Source organism: Streptomyces sp. NBC_01317, from assembly GCF_035961655.1.
Classification (GTDB): domain Bacteria; phylum Actinomycetota; class Actinomycetes; order Streptomycetales; family Streptomycetaceae; genus Streptomyces.
On sequence record NZ_CP108393.1, the window covers coordinates 1,017,396 to 1,033,362 of the forward strand.

The window sequence follows — 15,967 nt, forward strand, 5'->3', positions numbered from 1 at the left end:
GTCGATGATGTAGCTTACGACTCACCATACTTCAGGCCTGGACCCCACGTACGAAAGTGGTCGTGGCCTCCGGGCTCGTGAGCCGGACTCGTAACAACGGGAGGACCGCGGCGTGTTCGAAGCCGACAGCGTGACGATTACCGTGCTGGTCGAGAACCAGGTGGACATGCTGCTGCCCGACCAGGCCAGCCCCACAGGCGAGAGCGAAAGCGGGACAGGGGGCCCGGACGACCACTGCGTCTCCCGCTACGGACTGATCGAGCACTTCGACCCGAAGCGCCTGCCGCCCCAGGCGGAGAACGGCATCAGCTTCCTGGTCGAGGCGGTACGCGGCCGCCACACCACCCGCGTCCTGTTCGACGTCGGCCTGACCGGCACCGTGCTGGAACACAACATGGGCGTGCTCGGCGTCGACCCCGCCTCCATCGACCATGTGGTCATCAGCCACGGACATCCCGACCATTTCGGCGGGATCCACCGCTTCCTCGACCTCGCGGGACGCCGTATCCCCGTCGCCACCCACGCCGACGCGGAACTCCCGCGCTACGCCGTGATGGGCGACGGCCGCACCTCCTCCGTCTACAACGCCGCGTTCCGCTTCGGCGAGGTCGAGCGGTCGGGCGGCGTGCCCGTCCTGACCCAGGACTCGCTCGACCTCGGCTGCGGCGTGCACACCACCGGGGTGATCCCCCGGAAGGTCGCCTTCGAGGCGGGCGCCGCGCCCGCCTTCCGGCCCGGCGACCCCGGTCTCTACCAGGTCTCGGCGGACGGCAGGCTGCGCCGCGACGAGGTGATGGACGAGATGGGCCTAGTCATCGACGTCCGCGGCGCCGGCCTCGTGGTCCTCACCGGCTGCGCGCACGCGGGCGTCATCAACACGATCCACCAGGCGCGCGCCGTCTGCGGGCCCAAGCCCGTCCGCGCCGTGATGGGCGGCTTCCATCTCGGCTTCCCCACCACCCCGGCGGAGAACGTCGACCTGACCGCCGCCGCCTTCGCCGAGCTGGAGGTCGCCACCGTGATGCCGATGCATTGCAGCGGACTGCGCACCCACACGCGGCTGTCCACCGACATGTCCGCCCACTACGTGCAGCCCGCGGTCGGTACCGTGCTGCGCTTCGGCCGCTGATGACCGGCGATCTGCGGGGCATCCGGGTGATCGCGGTCGAGCAGGCCGTCGCCGCCCCTCTGTGCACCCGCCATCTGGCGGACCTGGGCGCCGAGGTCATCAAGATCGAGCGGCCGGGAGGCGGTGACTTCGCCCGCGGCTACGACGAGAGCGTGTACGGCCAGGCCACCCACTTCGTGTGGCTCAACCGGGGCAAGCGCAGCGTCGTGCTCGACCTGAAGTCGGAGCCGGGGCGCGACGCGCTGCGGCGCCTGCTCGCCGGGGCCGACGTGCTGGTGTGCAATCTGGCGCCCGGCGCCCTGAACCGGATCATCACCGACGAGGCGCTCGCGGAGCTCAACCCGCGCCTGGTGCGCTGCTATCTGTCGGGTTACGGGCCGAGCGGGCCGTACGCCGACCGCAAGGCGTACGACGCGCTGGTGCAGGGCGAGGCCGGTACGATCTCCGCCACCGGCACGCCCGAGACCCCGGCGAAACCCGGTGTCTCGCTGGCCGACCTGGCGGGCGGGACGTACGCGCTCAGCGCCGTCACGGCGGCCCTGTACGCGCGGGAGAGGACCGGCGTGGGCCGGCGGATCGACATCGCGCTCTTCGACGTACTGCTGGAGTGGATGAGTCCGCTCCTGCTCGCCGAACTGCACTCGGGCTCCGCGCCGCCGCCGGCCGGGATGCGGCACGCCAGCATCGCGCCGTACGGGCCGTACACCACGGCCGACGGCCAGGACGTGCTGATCGCGGTGCAGAACGAGGGCCAGTGGCAGCGGCTCTGCCGTACGGTGCTCGACCACACGGAGCTGCTGGACGACCCGGCCTTCGGCTCGAACAGCGCGCGGGTACGGCACCGGGAACGCACCGAACGGGCCGTCCAGGCGCGGCTGATCACCCTGTCCACGGCCGAGGTCACGGCCCGGCTGGAGGCGGCGGACGTACCGTACGCGCGGCTGAACCAGATCGCCGACGTCCTGGCCCATCCGCAGGCGGAGGCGACCGGACGCTGGTCGGAGGCCACGCTGCCGGACGGGCGGGCGGTACGGGTGGTCACCTCGCCGCTGCACCGGGTGCCGGAGCCGCCGGGCGGCCGGCGGGTGCCCGCGCTGGGCGAGCACACCGGCGAAGTGCTGCGCGAACTGGGGCTTCCCGAGGCGCCGACTCCCGCGGCGGTCGCCGAATAGGGAGCCTCCCGACCGCCACAGCAGACGTCCGGTCGTCCCCCTCACCGAGGAAGGGCGGCCGGACGGCTTCCGGGTCGGTCGTCGCCGACGTTGCCTCCGGGCAGTCGTGGTCGACGGCGCTTCGCCGGGTCAGTCGTTGTCGACGTCGAACGGGTCCGCGACCTCCCGGCCCGTCAAGTGCCGCCCCAGCGCCTGGAAGCTGCGCGAGAGGTGCCACTCCGTCGCCTTCGCGAGCGCGGCGCCGTCACCGAGCCGCGCGGCGGCCAGCATGGACCGGTGTTCGTTGGAGGTCTCGTCGGCGCGGTCGTGCAGCACCTGGAGCACGTCCCAGGGGAACTTCTGCCAGAGCTGGTCGATCTCCGCCGCCAGCCCCTCGTTGCCGCACTTGGCGTAGAAGAGGAAGTGGAACTGGTAGTTGGACGCGTTCAACCGCGCCCGGTCCCCTTCCTCGGCCGCCTGCTCCATGTCCGCGACCAGCCGTTCGGCGAGGTCGATGTCGAGCGGGGAGAGCCGCCGGGCGGCCCGTTGCATCGCGTACGGCTCGATCAGACGGCGGAGGAGGTAGACCGTCTTGACCTGTTCGTACTCGGCGTCCGCGACCCTGACGCCCTTGTGCGGTTCCCCGACGAGCACGCCCTCGGCCTCCAGCAGCCGGAGCGCCTCGCGCACCGGGGTGATGCTGGTGTCGAACATCGAGGCGAGGACGTCCTGTTGGATACGGCTGCCCCGGGGCAGCTCGCCCTCGCTGATCATCCGGCGCAGTTCGGTGGCGATGTGGTCGCGCTTGGTGGGCGCCTTGACCGTCTTGGCCGGCTTCGCGGGCTTCGGCACGCCGCCGTCGGTGGCGGTGCTCTTGAGGCGGCGGGACTGCGGCGGCATGTCGTTGTCCTTGTCGTTCGGCGCGCGGCGCGGGGTGAGCGCCGGACGGTGACCGGTGGAGGGTTTCGGGATCTACGAGTGTCGCATCGGTCCGGCGGATCAACGGACCTGCGGGGATGCACAGTTGGCGGCTCTCACCTGCCGGGCTCCAGGGCGGGTCCGTGGTGGAACGCGGCGAGGGTGGCGGCGAAGGCTTCCGGTTCGTCCAGATACGCGACGTGGCCCGCGCCCGGTACGACGGCCGTCGAGCCGCCGAGGCGCCGGGCGAGGGCGGCGGCGGAGGCGGCGCCGACCCGGTGGTCCCGCGCGCCGCGTACCACCTGGCACGGCGGGCCGAGCGGCCCCGGGCGGACGTGTCCGGCCCAACCGAGCGTCGCGCGCAGCGAGTCGAGCAGGACCTCGGGGCGCGTCGCCGCCATCGAGCGGTACAGCAGGTCGCCGTGGGCGGGATCGCCGCTCAGTACGGTGCTGTCCACATACGCCTTCGCGAACCGTTCGGTGCCGTCGCGCGCCAGCAGAGCCTCGGTCTCGGCGGGCCGGCGGGCGGCCTCCGGGCCGTCGGCAGGGGGGAATCCGACGAGGGTCAGTGACCGGACGCGGTCCGGACGCCGCTGGGCGAGGACAAGAGCGATCAGCGCCCCGAGCCCCGAGCCGACGACGTGCGCCGGTCCGGCGGCCAGGTCACCCGTCCCCGTACCCGCGCCGATCACGGCTCCGGCACCGGCACCGGCACCGGCCAACCGGTCCAGCGCCGCCGATCCCGCCGCCACGGCCCCGTCCACGGTGAACGGCTCCGCGGCGCGGGCCCCGTGTCCGGGCAGGTCGACCGCCTCCAAGCGGGGCACCTGGGCGCCGAGATGGCGCACCGCCGGCCCCCAGGTGCCGGCGTCGCCGCCCCAGGTGTGGAGGAGAAGGAGAGGGCTCACCCTCGAAGTCATAGGCACCTCATACCAAGATGATGCATTCTCTGGTTTCTTAAGTATAGCTATTGCATGTCAGGCATCGTAGCCCCAGAATCCCCGGTATGACCACGATCAAATCGGTGCGCCACAGCGAGGGCGACAAGCGCGGCGGCCCCGAGGACAGTGCGCAGGGGTCGGCGGGAGAGGCCGTACCGCTCGGCGGCGACGCCGGAGCCACCGTACGGCTCGACGGGCTGACCATGCGTTTCGGTGAGCGCACGGTATCCAAGGACATCAATCTGACGATCGGCGCCGGCGAGGTGCTGTCCATCGTCGGGCCGTCGGGTTGCGGCAAGACCACACTCCTCCGGGCGGTGGCCGGCCTGATCCGGCCGGCCGACGGTGTGGTCCGCATCGACGGCCGGGCGGTGGACGGCACCCCCGACGGTGTGGCGATGGTCTTCCAGCACTTCGGCCTCTTCCCCTGGAAGACGGTCGAGTCCAATGTCGCGTACGCGCTGCGCGTACGCGGGACCGGGAAGAAGGAGGCGCTGGAGCGGGCCAGGGAGCTGATCACCCTCGTCGGGCTCTCCGGCTTCGAGAAGTCGTACCCGCATCAGCTGTCCGGCGGCATGCAGCAGCGCACCGGCCTGGCCCGGGCGCTCGCCGTACGGCCCCGGCTGCTGCTCATGGACGAGCCCTTCGGCGCGCTGGACGCCCAGACGCGCGAAGTGCTCCAGTTCGAACTCCTGCGCATCTGGCAGGACCACCCCGTGACGATGCTGTTCGTCACCCACTCGATCGACGAGGCCGTTCTCTTCGGGAACCGGATCGCCGTACTCAACGGCCGGCCCAGCGGGGTCGCCGAGCTGATCGACGTACGGCTTCCCGCGCACCGGGACCGGTCCGTACTGGCGACACCGGAGTTCCTGGCGATCCGCGAGCGGGTCTGGTCCCTGATCATGAACGCCGATCCGGGCCGCTGACAGCACACGGCCTCCCCGTCACACCAACCCCTCAGTCACATCGCTCTCTCAGTCACACCGACCTACCAGTCACACCACTTCATCAGTGACATCACCTCATCGGTCACACCCACCCTCAGTCATGCCATGCCCGCCGTGCACCTGGGCGCGGAAGCAGAAGGAGCAGTTCTCATGAAGATTCCGCGGCGCAGGTCCGCCCTGGTCGGGGCGGCCACCGTCCTCGCCCTCGTCGGTGTCCTCTCCGGTTGTGGCGACAACGGCTCGGACACGGCCGCCGGTTCCGCGTCGGGCGGTAAGGGCGGCGGCGGCAAGATAACCATCGGGGTGCCGGGCATCCCGCCCATCTTCCTCAACACCGTGATGTACGTGGGCGAGAAGCAGGGCTTCTTCAAGGACCGGGGCCTCGACGTGACCCTGCGCCCGCTGACCACGGGCGCGGACGTCGGCCGCGCGGTCCAGAGCGGTGAGATCCAGGGCGGCATCATCGGTACGCCCGGCGCCGTCGCCCTGCGCGCCTCCGGCGGTTCGATCGTCTCCGTGATGGGCTTCCCCAAGCCGACCTACCTCCTGGCCAGCACCGACCCGGGGGTCACCACCTGCGAGGCGGTCAAGGGCAAGACGGTCGCGGTGGACGCGGTCGGCGCGCCGAAGGCTCTCGCCCTGGCCAGCATGCTCGACAGCTGCGGACTCGGCCCGAAGGACGTCAGCACGATCAACGTGGGCGGGCCGCCCACGGTCGACGCGCTGGTGGCCGGCCAGGTCAAGGTCGCCGTACTGCACCCGGACGAACTCGCCACCGTACGGGAGAAGATCAAGCCCGGCACCAAGGTCGACGAGATCATGACGCTGGCCGGCGTCGACCCCTTGGAGCACTACACCGTGCTCGTCACCTCCAAGAAGGCACTGGACGGGCCGGCCCGTGAGCAGTGGGTCAACGTGGTCGCCGCGGTACGGGAGTCCATCGCCTACATGAACGACCCGGCCCACATCAAGCAGGTCGCGGCCGTGGCCTCCGGGGTCACCAAGGCCCCCGAGAGCGTCACGGAAGCGGCACTGCCGACGTTCCTCTCGCTCGGTGTCTGGCCGAAGTCGGGTGACGGCCTGGACCGCAAGGCCATCGAGCACACGATCGAGGGCGCGGTCGCCGCGGGCAACGTACCCCAGCAGAAAGCGCCCACGTACGACGAGCTGGCGGACCCGTCGGTGTTCGCCGACGCGACGGGCAAGTGATCGGGTGATGGGCACTCCCCCGCCGCCGGACACCACAACGGGCACCGGCACGAAGACTTCGGGGGTACGACCCGGGGCACGCGCCGCCCGCCGTCTGATCCCTCTCGCCGTCTCCGCGGCCGGCCTCGTCGTCGGCCTCGGGCTCTGGCAGTGGGCCGGCGTCCGTGACCCGGTGCTGTTCGCCACCCCCGGCCGCTCGCTCTCGGCGCTGGCCACCCTGACCGAGGACGGCTCGCTCCCGAGCGCGCTGCTCTCGTCGGGGCGGCTGCTCGTCGTCGGCCTCGCGCTGGCGATCGTCGCCGGTGTCGGAGCCGGTCTGCTGCTCTCCCGGGCCCGGCTGCTGCGCGGCAGCACCGACTGGCTGCTGTTCGCGCTCCAGTCCGTCCCGATCGTCGCGCTGGCCCCGCTGATCCTCTCCGCCTTCGGCTTCGGCCTGCCGGCGAAGACCCTGGTCGTGTTCCTGACGGCCGTGTTCCCCATTCTCGTCAACACCGCGGAAGGAGCCCACCGGGTGCCGACCACACTCCTCGAAGTCGCCCGCACGTTCCGCAGCAGCGAGTGGCGGATCTGGAAGGACGTCCTCCTGCCGCACACCGTGCCGTACGCGATGACCGGTGTGCGCCAGGGCATCGCCATGGCCTTCGTCGGCACCCTCGCGGCGGAGTTCTTCCTCAACGCCAGCGGTGTGGGCGGGCTGCTGCTCGCCGCGAGCACCCGCTTCGACTCGGCGACCGTGCTCGGGCTGACCCTGCTCGTGTCGGTGCTCGCCGTCGCCCTGATGGGCTGCGGCCGGGCCGTCGAGGGCTACTTCGCGCGGTGGCGGGAGGTACGCCCATGACCACCACCGGCATCACGGAGGGCCCGGACGCGAAAGAAACGTCCGAGCCGCCCGTCTCCAAGGGGAGAGGCCGCCGCCCCGGACGCGCGGACCGGCCGGTCGGCCGCCGCGCCGACGTGCTCGGGAAGCTGGCCGTCGCCGCCCTGGTCCTGGTCGTGTGGGAGGGCTCCGTACGGCTGTGGCTGCCCGACTATCTGCCCACGCCCACCGGCGTCGCCGGCTCGGCCTGGCCGACCCTCAGCTCGCCGGAGTTCCGTACCGCACTGGGCGAGACCCTCGGCGGTGTGGTCCTCGGCCTGCTCCTCGGCTGCGTCGCGGGCACCGCCCTCGGCCTCGGTGTCGGGCGCGTGCCGTGGCTGCGGTATCTGATCTCCCCGTACGTCAGCGGCCTGTACGCCATGCCCATGCTCGCGATCGTCCCGATGGCGACGATCTGGCTCGGCTACTCCGGCGAGACCCGGCTGGCCGTCATCGCGCTCTCGGCGTTCCTGCCGTGTGTGGTCAGCACCGGCGACGGCGCCCGTAACGTACCGCTCCAGCTGTCCGAACTCGCCCAGATGCTACGGCTGTCCCGTACGCGCGTGGTGATCGACGTCCTGCTGCCCGCGACCCTGCCGTTTGTCATCGCGGGTGTCCAGGTCGCGGTGGGCCGGGCCCTGGTCGGCGCGGTGGCGGTGGAGTTCCTCGCCAGCCTCCCGGGGCTCGGGACCTTCATCCTCACCAACGCCCGGTCGTTCGACCAGGACGCCGCGTTTGTCGCGGTGCTCGTGCTCGCGCTGCTCGGGATCGCCGCACGCACCGGGACGGAGGGCGCGCTCCGCCGGTTCGCGCCCTGGCATCTGCACGTCAACCGCTGACCACCGGCCGCTGGTCGTCACGCCGCCCGTCCGACGCCCTCGCCCTCCCCCGGCGTCCTCCCCCGTACAGAACCAAGGAGCAAGAAATGCCCGACGACGGCGGCACCCAGCCGTTCCGGACCGAGATCACCGCAGGCATGCGCGTCGAGTGGGACGTGCCCGTCACGATGGACGACGGAGTCGTGCTGCGCGCGGACGTGTTCCGTCCGGTGACCGGTGAACCGGTGCCGGTGATCATGACGTACGGGCCGTACGCGAAGGGACTGCCCTTCGAGCGCGGCTACCCCAGCGCGTGGGAGGCCATGGCGCGGGACCACCCCGACACCGTGGCCGGCACCTCCAACACGTATCAGAACTGGGAAGTGGTCGACCCGGAGAAGTGGGTGCCGCACGGCTACGCCTGCGTGCGCATCGACTCGCGCGGCACCGGCCGCTCCCCCGGCCGCGTCGATCCCTTCTCGCCGCGCGAGACCCAGGACTTCCACGACTGCGTCGAGTGGGCGGGCACCCGCGACTGGAGCAACGGGCGCGTCGGCCTCAACGGCATCTCCTACTACGCGATCAACCAGTGGCAGGTCGCGTCGCGGCGGCCTCCCCACCTGGCGGCGATCTGCCCGTGGGAGGGCGCGTCCGACTTCTACCGCGACGGCTCGTACCAGGGAGGCATCCGCTCCACCTTCTGGGAGCACTGGTACGACATGCAGGTGAAGACCGTCCAGTACGGTGTCGGCGAGACCGGCGGCCGCAACCCGAACACCGGCCAGCTCATCTGCGGCGACGAAGCGCTCACCCCGGCCGAACTGGCCGCGAACCGCACCGACCTCGGCGCGGACATCGCCGCGCACCCCTTCTACGACGCGTACCACCGGGAACGGTCGGCCGACTGGGACGCCATCGAGGTCCCGGTCCTCAGCTGTGGCAACTGGGGCGGCCAGGGCCTGCATCTGCGCGGCAACGTGGAGGGCTTCGTACGGGCGGCGTCCGGCGCGAAGTGGCTGGAGATGCACGGCCACGCACACTGGCCGCTGTTCTACACCGACTACGGCGTCGATCTCCAGAGGCGTTTCTTCGACCGCTATCTCAAGGACGAGGCCAACGGCTGGGAGGACCGCCCGGCGGTGCAGTTGCAGATCCGGCACGTCGACGCGACCTTCACACCGCGCGGCGAGGACGCCTGGCCGCTGCCGTCCACCCGGTGGACGAAGCTCTATCTGGACACCGCGGGACCGTCCCTCCGCACGGAGGCCGCCGCGTCCGGCGGCACGGCGGACTTCGCCGCACTCGGTGACGGAGTGGAGTTCAGCACCCCGCCGCTCACCGAACAGACCGAGATCACCGGCCCGTTGGCGGCGAAACTGTTCGTCTCCTCCAGCACCACCGACGCCGACCTGTTCCTTGTCGTGCGGGTCTTCTCACCGGACGACGAGGAGGTCGTCTTCCAGGGCGCGCTCGACCCGCACACTCCCGTCGCCCAGGGCTGGCTGCGCGCGTCACACCGACGCCTCGACCCCGGACTGTCCACCGCCTACCGCCCGTACCACCCGCACGAGGCCGCCGAGCCCCTGGAGCCGGGGACGGTGTACGAACTCGACATCGAGATCCTGCCGACCTGCCTGGTCGTTCCGGCCGGCTACCGGATCGCGCTCCAGGTACGGGGCAAGGACTACGTCCACCCGGGCCCCAGCGCCCGGCTGTCCAACCTCAAGAACGACCTCACCGGCTGCGGGCCGTTCCTGCACAACGACAACCGCGACCGGGTGGCGGGGACGTACGACGGACACACCACCGTCCACACGGGCGGCGCACACGCCTCGTACCTGCTGCTCCCCGTCATCCCGGAGAGGTGACCACCCCCGTCCTGTTCCGTGTCCGGAGGGCTCAGAGGATTTCGCCGGGGATCGACCGGTATGTGTTCTGGAGGCGGTTCAGGACGGGGTGATCAGAGGGAAGTCCGGTGCCGTCGATCGCGGACAGGGCGCGGACGCCGACACTGGTGTTGGTCGCGAACCCCGCCGCGTCCGCCACGAGATCGTGCACAACAAACACGTCGTGCGGACCTTGCGGGACAAGGGCGCCGTCTTCGTGGAACGTACGGACGAGGTCCCCGAGGGAGCCGTCGTCCTGCTCTCCGCCCACGGCGTCGCCCCGACCGTCCACGCCGAAGCCGCCGCGCGCAACCTCGCGACCATCGACGCGACCTGCCCGCTGGTCACCAAGGTCCACCGGGAAGCCGTCCGGTACGCGCGGGAGGACTACGACATCCTCCTGATCGGCCACGAAGGACACGAAGAGGTCATCGGCACCAGCGGCGAGGCCCCCGACCACATCACCGTGGTCGACGGCCCGGACGACGTCGGGAACCTCTCCGTACGCGACGAGTCCAAAGTCGTCTGGCTCTCCCAGACCACCCTCTCCGTCGACGAGACCATGGAAACCGTCGACGCCCTCAAGACACGCTTCCCGCACCTGACCTCCCCGCCCAGCGACGACATCTGCTACGCCACGCAGAACCGCCAGATCGCGGTGAAAAAACTCGCCGAGGACGCCGAACTCGTCATCGTCGTCGGATCCAAGAACTCCTCCAACTCCGTCCGCATGGTCGAGGTCGCCCTCGACGCCGGCGCGCCCGCCGCCCATCTGGTCGACTTCGCCCACGAGATCGACGAAGCCTGGCTGGAAGGCGTCACCACGGTGGGGCTGACCTCCGGCGCCTCCGCCCCCGACGTCCTGGTCGACGGCGTACTGGACTGGCTCGCCGAGCGCGGTTACGACGACGTCACCACGGTGACGACCGCCGACGAGTCCATCACCTTCGCCCTCCCCCACGAGCTGCGTCGCGATCTGCGATGACACCACGGCCACGCCACCGCCGGGGCGTGGCGGCGGCCCTCTCTTCCAGGTCCCGAAAACGCGGAAGGCGGTATCGGATCTCTCCGATACCGCCTGCGACCTGCCCCTCGTCCCGCACCCCTTGCCGAACTCATTGACAGCCGACCGCCCCCCTGTCACTGTCTCGTCTGACAGCGGCAGTTCCCGGAGAGAGCCCCCAGGAGACCGCCGCTCGATCCTCCCCCCACCCGCGTCTCCCCCACAGCTGAATCACCGCTGTTGTGGGAGCGCTCCCAGAGAGGGCCGCACTCATGAGAAAAATGATGCGTACGCTCGCCGTGTCGGCATTCGCGTGCCTGCTCCTGCCCTTCGGCACCGGGCAGGCCGACGCCCGCGCCCTGGCCGATCCGATCGGCATGACCAGCGGGTTCTACGTGGACCCGCACTCGAATCCGGCCGCGTGGGTCGCGGCGAACCCCGGCGACGGACGGGCGCCCGCGATCCGGGACAACATCGCCTCGCGCCCCATGGCCCGGTGGTTCGGTGCCTGGAGCGGTGACATCGGGGCCGCGGTGGGCTCCTACGTCGGAGCCGCCGACGCCGCCGACAAGCTTCCCGTCCTGATCGCCTACAACATCCCCGGCCGCGACGCGTGCGGCGGCCACTCCGGCGGCGGGGCGGGTTCCCCGGCGGCGTACCGGACCTGGATATCCGCCTTCGCCTCGGCCATCGGCGGGCGGCCGGCGCTGGTGGTGATCGAGCCCGACTCCCTCGGTGACTTCAGCTGCATGTCCCAGCAGCAGATCAACGAGCGCAACGGCATGCTCAGGGACGCCCTGGGGCAGTTCTCCGCGCACGCGCCGAACACGTGGACGTACCTGGACGCCGGAAACCCCGGCTGGATCGACGCGGGCACCATGGCCCGCGCTCTCGACGGCGCCGGGGCGCGACAGGCCCACGGCTTCGCGTCGAACATCTCCAACTACTACGGCAACGGACGGAACATCAGCTACGGCAACGCCGTCAACTCGGCGCTGTCGGCGTCCTACGGCTACACGAAGCCCTTTGTCATCGACACCAGCCGCAACGGGAACGATTCGAACGGCGAGTGGTGCAACCCCGCGGGGCGGAGGATCGGGGCCGCCGCCCAGACCGGCGGCGGAGCCGAGATGCTGCTGTGGCTGAAGACCCCCGGTGACTCCGACGGCAACTGCGGCGTCGGCGGGGGGTCCGCGGCGGGTCAGTTCCTCCCCGAAGTCGCGTACAAGTTGATCTTCGGATACTGAGACCGCCCGGTGTGTCACTGTGGGCCGCGTCCTCCCGGGCGCGGCCCACAGTGCCGCAGTCATCGGTCCCGTCCCGGACCCGGGCGATGCGGTGGTTTCGGCGGACGCCAGCACGTGTCATCGGCATCCTGGCGTCAACTGGGCAAGCGTGCCTGGGACGTTGGGGGGTAGAAGCGCTCTACGACACTGAACAGCCCGCCGCGGACCACGCGGATCACGCGGACCACGGGCGCATCCGCTTCCGAAAGGATCGATCCACATGTCGAAGAACACGAAGAACACCCGTCAGACCGGGGAAAAGGCCGCGACGGCGGCCGGCAAGTCACTGACGAACAAGAAGACCACCAAGACCGAGAAGACGGCGGCGGCCAGCGCGGTGTCCCAGGCGCCGGAGAGCAAGGGACAGACCGGCAAGAAGGCCGCCTCCGCCGCGGGCAAGACCTTGAACAGCAAGAAGGCCACCAAGACGGAGAAGGCGGCAGCGGCGAGCACCCTGGCGCAGACCCCGGCGAAGAGCGGCAAGAAGAAGTAGCCCGGGCCCCAGGAGGGCGACGAAGGTCGCTCGGTTTCCGACCCCGCCGCGCTCGCCGGCCGCGCATCGGGTACGGAGGACCCGCTCGCCCGCCTGCTGGGGACCAGCAGAGCCGCCACCCCGCGTCTGGTCGATGACGGCCGCACCACCGGTGAACTCGCCCGGGGTGCAGGTCTCTCCCAGCAGCCTTCCGTCGGCCAACCCACCGCGGTGCCGCCCGAAGAGATCGCCCTGTGACCCGGATCACGTCCGCCCCGTGCAGCAGATGAGGGGGCTCCCACGTCGAGGAGGGGTGACAGGAAGGGAGGAGCGGATGGATCTGGCAACGGAGTGGAGACTCCAGGCCGGCCCGGGTGAAGCCACCGGGGCGGCGCGGAGCGACTTCCACGATTTTGTCGCCGCCCGGTCGGCCGCGCTGTTCCGGGGCGCTTTTGTCCTGACGGGGAACAGGGAGGCGGCGGAGGACCTGGTGCAGGAAACACTGGAGCGTGCGTGCCGCAAGTGGCGCACGATCGCCGCGAAGGACGCCCCGGACGCCTATGTGCGGCGGATCATGGTGAACCTCGCGAACGACAGATGGCGACGATTCCGCCGTACGGTTCCGTACGGCGACCTCGGTGACCCGGCGGCTCCCGGGGACGAGTACGGGCGGGTGGACAGCAGAGACCAACTCGTGCGCGCCCTCCAGCTGTTGCCGATGCGGACGCGGACGGTCGTGGTGCTGCGGTACTTCCACGATCTGTCCGACGCGCAGATCGCGGCCGACCTGGGCATCCGGCCCGGCACCGTACGTTCCCAACTCGCCCGGGGGATCGAACACCTCAGGAGCCGGTTCCCCGCATTCTCCGGCCCCTCACCGGAGCAGCCCCCGGAAGGAACCCGATGACTCCGAACAGTTCGCGGCCTCCGGGCCGGACCGGTCACACCCCCTTCGAAGAGAAACTGGTGCACGCGATCAACGACTTCGCAAACTCGGCGGACGCCCCCGGCTTTGACGCGGCCGGCATGGTGCGCGCGACACGTCGCAGGCGGAACACGGCCCTCACCGGCCTCGCCGCCGCGCTGATCGTGGCGGGCGGCGGAACGGCCCTGGCCACCGCCGGTTCACACGGTTCTGACACCTCGAAGCCGGCGGTGGCCACCGACGCGACGACGACGGCCGGCGGGACAACGCTGCTGTACGGCGCCCCCGGCGACGTCCGGCGCTTCGAACTGGGCGGCATGAACCTCGGCCTGGTCAAGGACGTGCTCGCGAAGACCCAGGTCGAACTCGGCGAGGTCACCAGGAAGCCGTGTGACGGAAAGCCGGGCTCCGTCATCGCCATCTCTCCACACAGCCCGGCCGTGGTGGCCACGGGCGACACCCTGGACGTCACACTCTGCGCCACCGGTCCGGACTCCTCTACGCCTGCACCCGCACCCACCACCGCGAACCGCCTCGAAGTCATCTTCATCCCCCCGGCGGGCAGCACGTACACGATCGACTTCGCGGGCACCGACCTGGACATCGCCAAGATGCGCCTCGTGAAGTCCCGGCTCACGCTCGGCACGGTCAGCGAGACGGACTGCGGCAAGAACGGCGAGCCGGGCACGGTCTTCTCGGTCGACCCGCACACTCCGAAGACGGTGTCCATGGATGACCGTGTCAATCTGACACTGTGCGCCGACTGATCCCCTGATCCCCGGGAAGGGAGGCACCGGCTGCGGCCCGGGGGGCGGTCCCCAGCCAGTTGAGGGCCGCCGACGCCATCGCGGTGATGCCGGTGGGCAGGGCGGTCCTGGCGTCCGGGGCGAACTCCGGCGAGTGGTTCGGGGGCTGGGCCGCGAGCCTCTCCTCGGGCGACCCCGGTGTGCCGGCCCAGGTCTTCGGGCCGACCACGCCCAGCATCCAGTACGAGAGCGGGATGCCCGCCATCCCGTGCAGCGGGAGTCCCGCGTCCCCGTAGAGCGGGAAGTCCTCGGTCGCCATGGCCGGAGGCCACAAGCCCACGCGCCGGGGACCGTACAGCTCCTCGTGGGCCCGGCGTACCGCTCCGGTGGCCGCCGGATCGGGGTGGGTGACCGGGGACCGCGAGACAACGGTGATCTCCGGGTCCCGGGGGCAGCCGGACGCGGCGCACTCCGCCCGTACGACGCGCTCCACGGCCGCCGTCATCCGGTCGAGCGCCCGCTCGGAGAGGGCGCGCACGGTGATGCCGAGCGTCGCGCGGTCCGGAACGAGGTTGCTGCCCGTACCGGAGTGGAAGGAGCCGACGTTCAGGGTGACCTGTTCGGTCGGCGCCGATTCGCGGGACACCGTGCCCTGGAGCCGGAGAACGGCCGCCGCCGCGGTGAGCAGGGGGTCCACGGCGAGATGCGGGGTGCCCGCGTGCCCGCCGCGACCGTGGACGACCGCCTCGAAGGTAACGCTCCCGGCCAGCATCGGGCCGTACCCGTGGGCGACCATGCCGCCGAGCAGCGGCGCCGTGTGCTGCGCGAGTACGGCGTCGGGGCGCCCGAACCGCTCGTACAGCCCGTCCCGCAGCACCGCCCGCGCGCCCGCGAGGGTCTCCTCGGCGGGCTGGCCGACGACCACGACCGTGCCGCGCCAGCTCTCCCGGGCACGAGCGAGCAGGGACGCGGCGCCCGCGGCCGCGGCGATGTGCAGATCGTGGCCGCAGGCGTGCATCACGGGGCCCTGGCTCGTGTACGGCAGCCCGGTGCGCTCCTCGACCGGGAGCGCGTCGAGTTCGGCGCGGATCAGGACGCGCGGTCCCTCGCCGTTGCGCAGGACCCCGACGACGCCGTGGCCGCCGACGCCTTCCGTCACCTCGTACCCGGCGTCCCTGAGCCAGTGCGCGAGGGCGGCGGCCGTCCGCCGTTCCTCACCGGAGAGTTCGGGGTGGCGGTGCAGGTCCAGATAGAGGGCGAGCGCCGGACGGACCAGCTCCGCCAGCCCGTTCAGTACGGGGACGTTCTCTCCGGGGTACGCGACACGGCTCACCGGACCATGGTGCGGCACGCGGCCGGTCTCCGGCGTACAGACCACTGACGCGCGCGGTCAGTGGAAGACGTGCCGTTCGGCAAGTGGCGTCCGCTGGAATACGGGTGGCACAAGAAAGGACCTCCGGGAATCCCCCGGCGGCTGGGCGTCCCCAAAGGAGTCACCATGGCTGACAAGAGCATCCTCGCCTCCCTCGCCGACGAGATCATGGAGCTGGAGTCGGAGACCTTCGAGATCTCGGACTACTCGGACGCCAGCGAGGTCGTGCTCGCGGGCTCCACGAGCTGCAGCTCGACGTCGACCTGCTCCTCCACCACCAGCACCACCTCCTGCAGCGCCTGATT

At 71.0% G+C, this 15,967-nt stretch carries 17 protein-coding genes; 13 read left to right on the forward strand and 4 right to left on the reverse strand.

Translation table 11 applies throughout. The annotated features are described in order from the left end of the window. Positions 1–112: 112 nt before the first annotated feature. Positions 113–1,129: an MBL fold metallo-hydrolase gene (locus tag OG349_RS04305; RefSeq protein ID WP_327233306.1), complete on the forward strand. Its 1,017-nt coding sequence runs from the start codon at positions 113–115 to the stop codon at positions 1,127–1,129. Beyond that, a complete protein-coding gene (locus tag OG349_RS04310; RefSeq protein WP_327233307.1) occupies positions 1,129–2,301 on the forward strand; it encodes a CaiB/BaiF CoA transferase family protein in 1,173 nt (390 codons plus the stop codon). Before OG349_RS04305 ends, OG349_RS04310 begins: the two co-directional genes overlap by 1 nt. Positions 2,302–2,430: 129 nt before the next feature. Here the strand turns inward: OG349_RS04310 and OG349_RS04315 are convergent, their stop codons facing one another. Further along, entirely contained in the window at positions 2,431–3,180 is a 750-nt protein-coding gene (locus OG349_RS04315; protein ID WP_327233308.1) for a GntR family transcriptional regulator, read from the reverse strand. A gap of 134 nt (positions 3,181–3,314) precedes the next feature. Further along, the gene (locus tag OG349_RS04320; protein ID WP_327233309.1) at positions 3,315–4,106 is read right to left on the reverse strand and encodes an alpha/beta fold hydrolase; all 792 of its coding nucleotides are present in this window, start codon (positions 4,104–4,106) and stop codon (positions 3,315–3,317) included. Between the two features lie 98 nt (positions 4,107–4,204). Between OG349_RS04320 and OG349_RS04325 the strand changes: the two genes are divergently transcribed. From OG349_RS04325 to OG349_RS04345, 5 genes are all read left to right on the forward strand, one after another. Beyond that, the gene (locus tag OG349_RS04325) at positions 4,205–5,068 is read left to right on the forward strand and encodes an ABC transporter ATP-binding protein (protein ID WP_327233310.1); all 864 of its coding nucleotides are present in this window, start codon (positions 4,205–4,207) and stop codon (positions 5,066–5,068) included. Between the two features lie 171 nt (positions 5,069–5,239). Further along, positions 5,240–6,298 (forward strand): ABC transporter substrate-binding protein, encoded by a 1,059-nt coding sequence (locus OG349_RS04330; protein WP_327233311.1) that lies wholly within the window; start codon positions 5,240–5,242, stop codon positions 6,296–6,298. A gap of 7 nt (positions 6,299–6,305) precedes the next feature. Next, on the forward strand, positions 6,306–7,136 hold the full coding sequence (locus OG349_RS04335; RefSeq protein WP_327233312.1) for an ABC transporter permease: 831 nt from the start codon (positions 6,306–6,308) through the stop codon (positions 7,134–7,136). Continuing rightward, positions 7,133–7,993, forward strand: a complete 861-nt coding sequence (locus OG349_RS04340) for an ABC transporter permease (protein WP_327233313.1) — start codon at positions 7,133–7,135, stop codon at positions 7,991–7,993. Before OG349_RS04335 ends, OG349_RS04340 begins: the two co-directional genes overlap by 4 nt. An 86-nt stretch (positions 7,994–8,079) precedes the next feature. Then, positions 8,080–9,840 carry a CocE/NonD family hydrolase gene (locus tag OG349_RS04345; protein ID WP_327233314.1) on the forward strand — a complete coding sequence of 587 codons (1,761 nt, stop codon included), beginning with the start codon at positions 8,080–8,082 and terminating at the stop codon, positions 9,838–9,840. A 31-nt stretch (positions 9,841–9,871) separates the two neighbouring features. On the opposite strand, the gene OG349_RS04350 is transcribed toward OG349_RS04345, so the two are convergent. Beyond that, positions 9,872–10,039 (reverse strand): hypothetical protein, encoded by a 168-nt coding sequence (locus tag OG349_RS04350; RefSeq protein WP_327238837.1) that lies wholly within the window; start codon positions 10,037–10,039, stop codon positions 9,872–9,874. Between OG349_RS04350 and OG349_RS04355 the strand changes: the two genes are divergently transcribed. The 5 genes from OG349_RS04355 to OG349_RS04375 all read left to right on the forward strand — a co-directional run bounded on the left by OG349_RS04355 (position 10,022) and on the right by OG349_RS04375 (position 14,311). After that, entirely contained in the window at positions 10,022–10,843 is an 822-nt protein-coding gene (locus OG349_RS04355; protein ID WP_327238439.1) for a 4-hydroxy-3-methylbut-2-enyl diphosphate reductase, read from the forward strand. The two genes, OG349_RS04350 and OG349_RS04355, sit on opposite strands and share 18 nt — an antisense overlap. A gap of 290 nt (positions 10,844–11,133) precedes the next feature. Further along, positions 11,134–12,108 (forward strand): glycoside hydrolase family 6 protein, encoded by a 975-nt coding sequence (locus OG349_RS04360; protein WP_327233315.1) that lies wholly within the window; start codon positions 11,134–11,136, stop codon positions 12,106–12,108. A 259-nt stretch (positions 12,109–12,367) separates the two neighbouring features. Next, on the forward strand, positions 12,368–12,640 hold the full coding sequence (locus OG349_RS04365) for a hypothetical protein (protein ID WP_327233316.1): 273 nt from the start codon (positions 12,368–12,370) through the stop codon (positions 12,638–12,640). 313 nt (positions 12,641–12,953) lie between these two features. Then, a complete protein-coding gene (locus tag OG349_RS04370) occupies positions 12,954–13,526 on the forward strand; it encodes a SigE family RNA polymerase sigma factor (protein ID WP_327233317.1) in 573 nt (190 codons plus the stop codon). After that, positions 13,523–14,311, forward strand: a complete 789-nt coding sequence (locus OG349_RS04375; RefSeq protein WP_327233318.1) for a hypothetical protein — start codon at positions 13,523–13,525, stop codon at positions 14,309–14,311. Before OG349_RS04370 ends, OG349_RS04375 begins: the two co-directional genes overlap by 4 nt. Here OG349_RS04375 and OG349_RS04380 read toward each other — a convergent pair. Continuing rightward, entirely contained in the window at positions 14,286–15,623 is a 1,338-nt protein-coding gene (locus tag OG349_RS04380; protein ID WP_327233319.1) for an amidohydrolase, read from the reverse strand. The two genes, OG349_RS04375 and OG349_RS04380, sit on opposite strands and share 26 nt — an antisense overlap. 165 nt (positions 15,624–15,788) lie before the next feature. Here OG349_RS04380 and OG349_RS04385 point away from each other — a divergent pair, with 165 nt between their 5' ends. Then, on the forward strand, positions 15,789–15,965 hold the full coding sequence (locus tag OG349_RS04385) for a thiazolylpeptide-type bacteriocin (protein ID WP_066952405.1): 177 nt from the start codon (positions 15,789–15,791) through the stop codon (positions 15,963–15,965). The last annotated feature ends 2 nt before the right edge of the window (positions 15,966–15,967 follow it).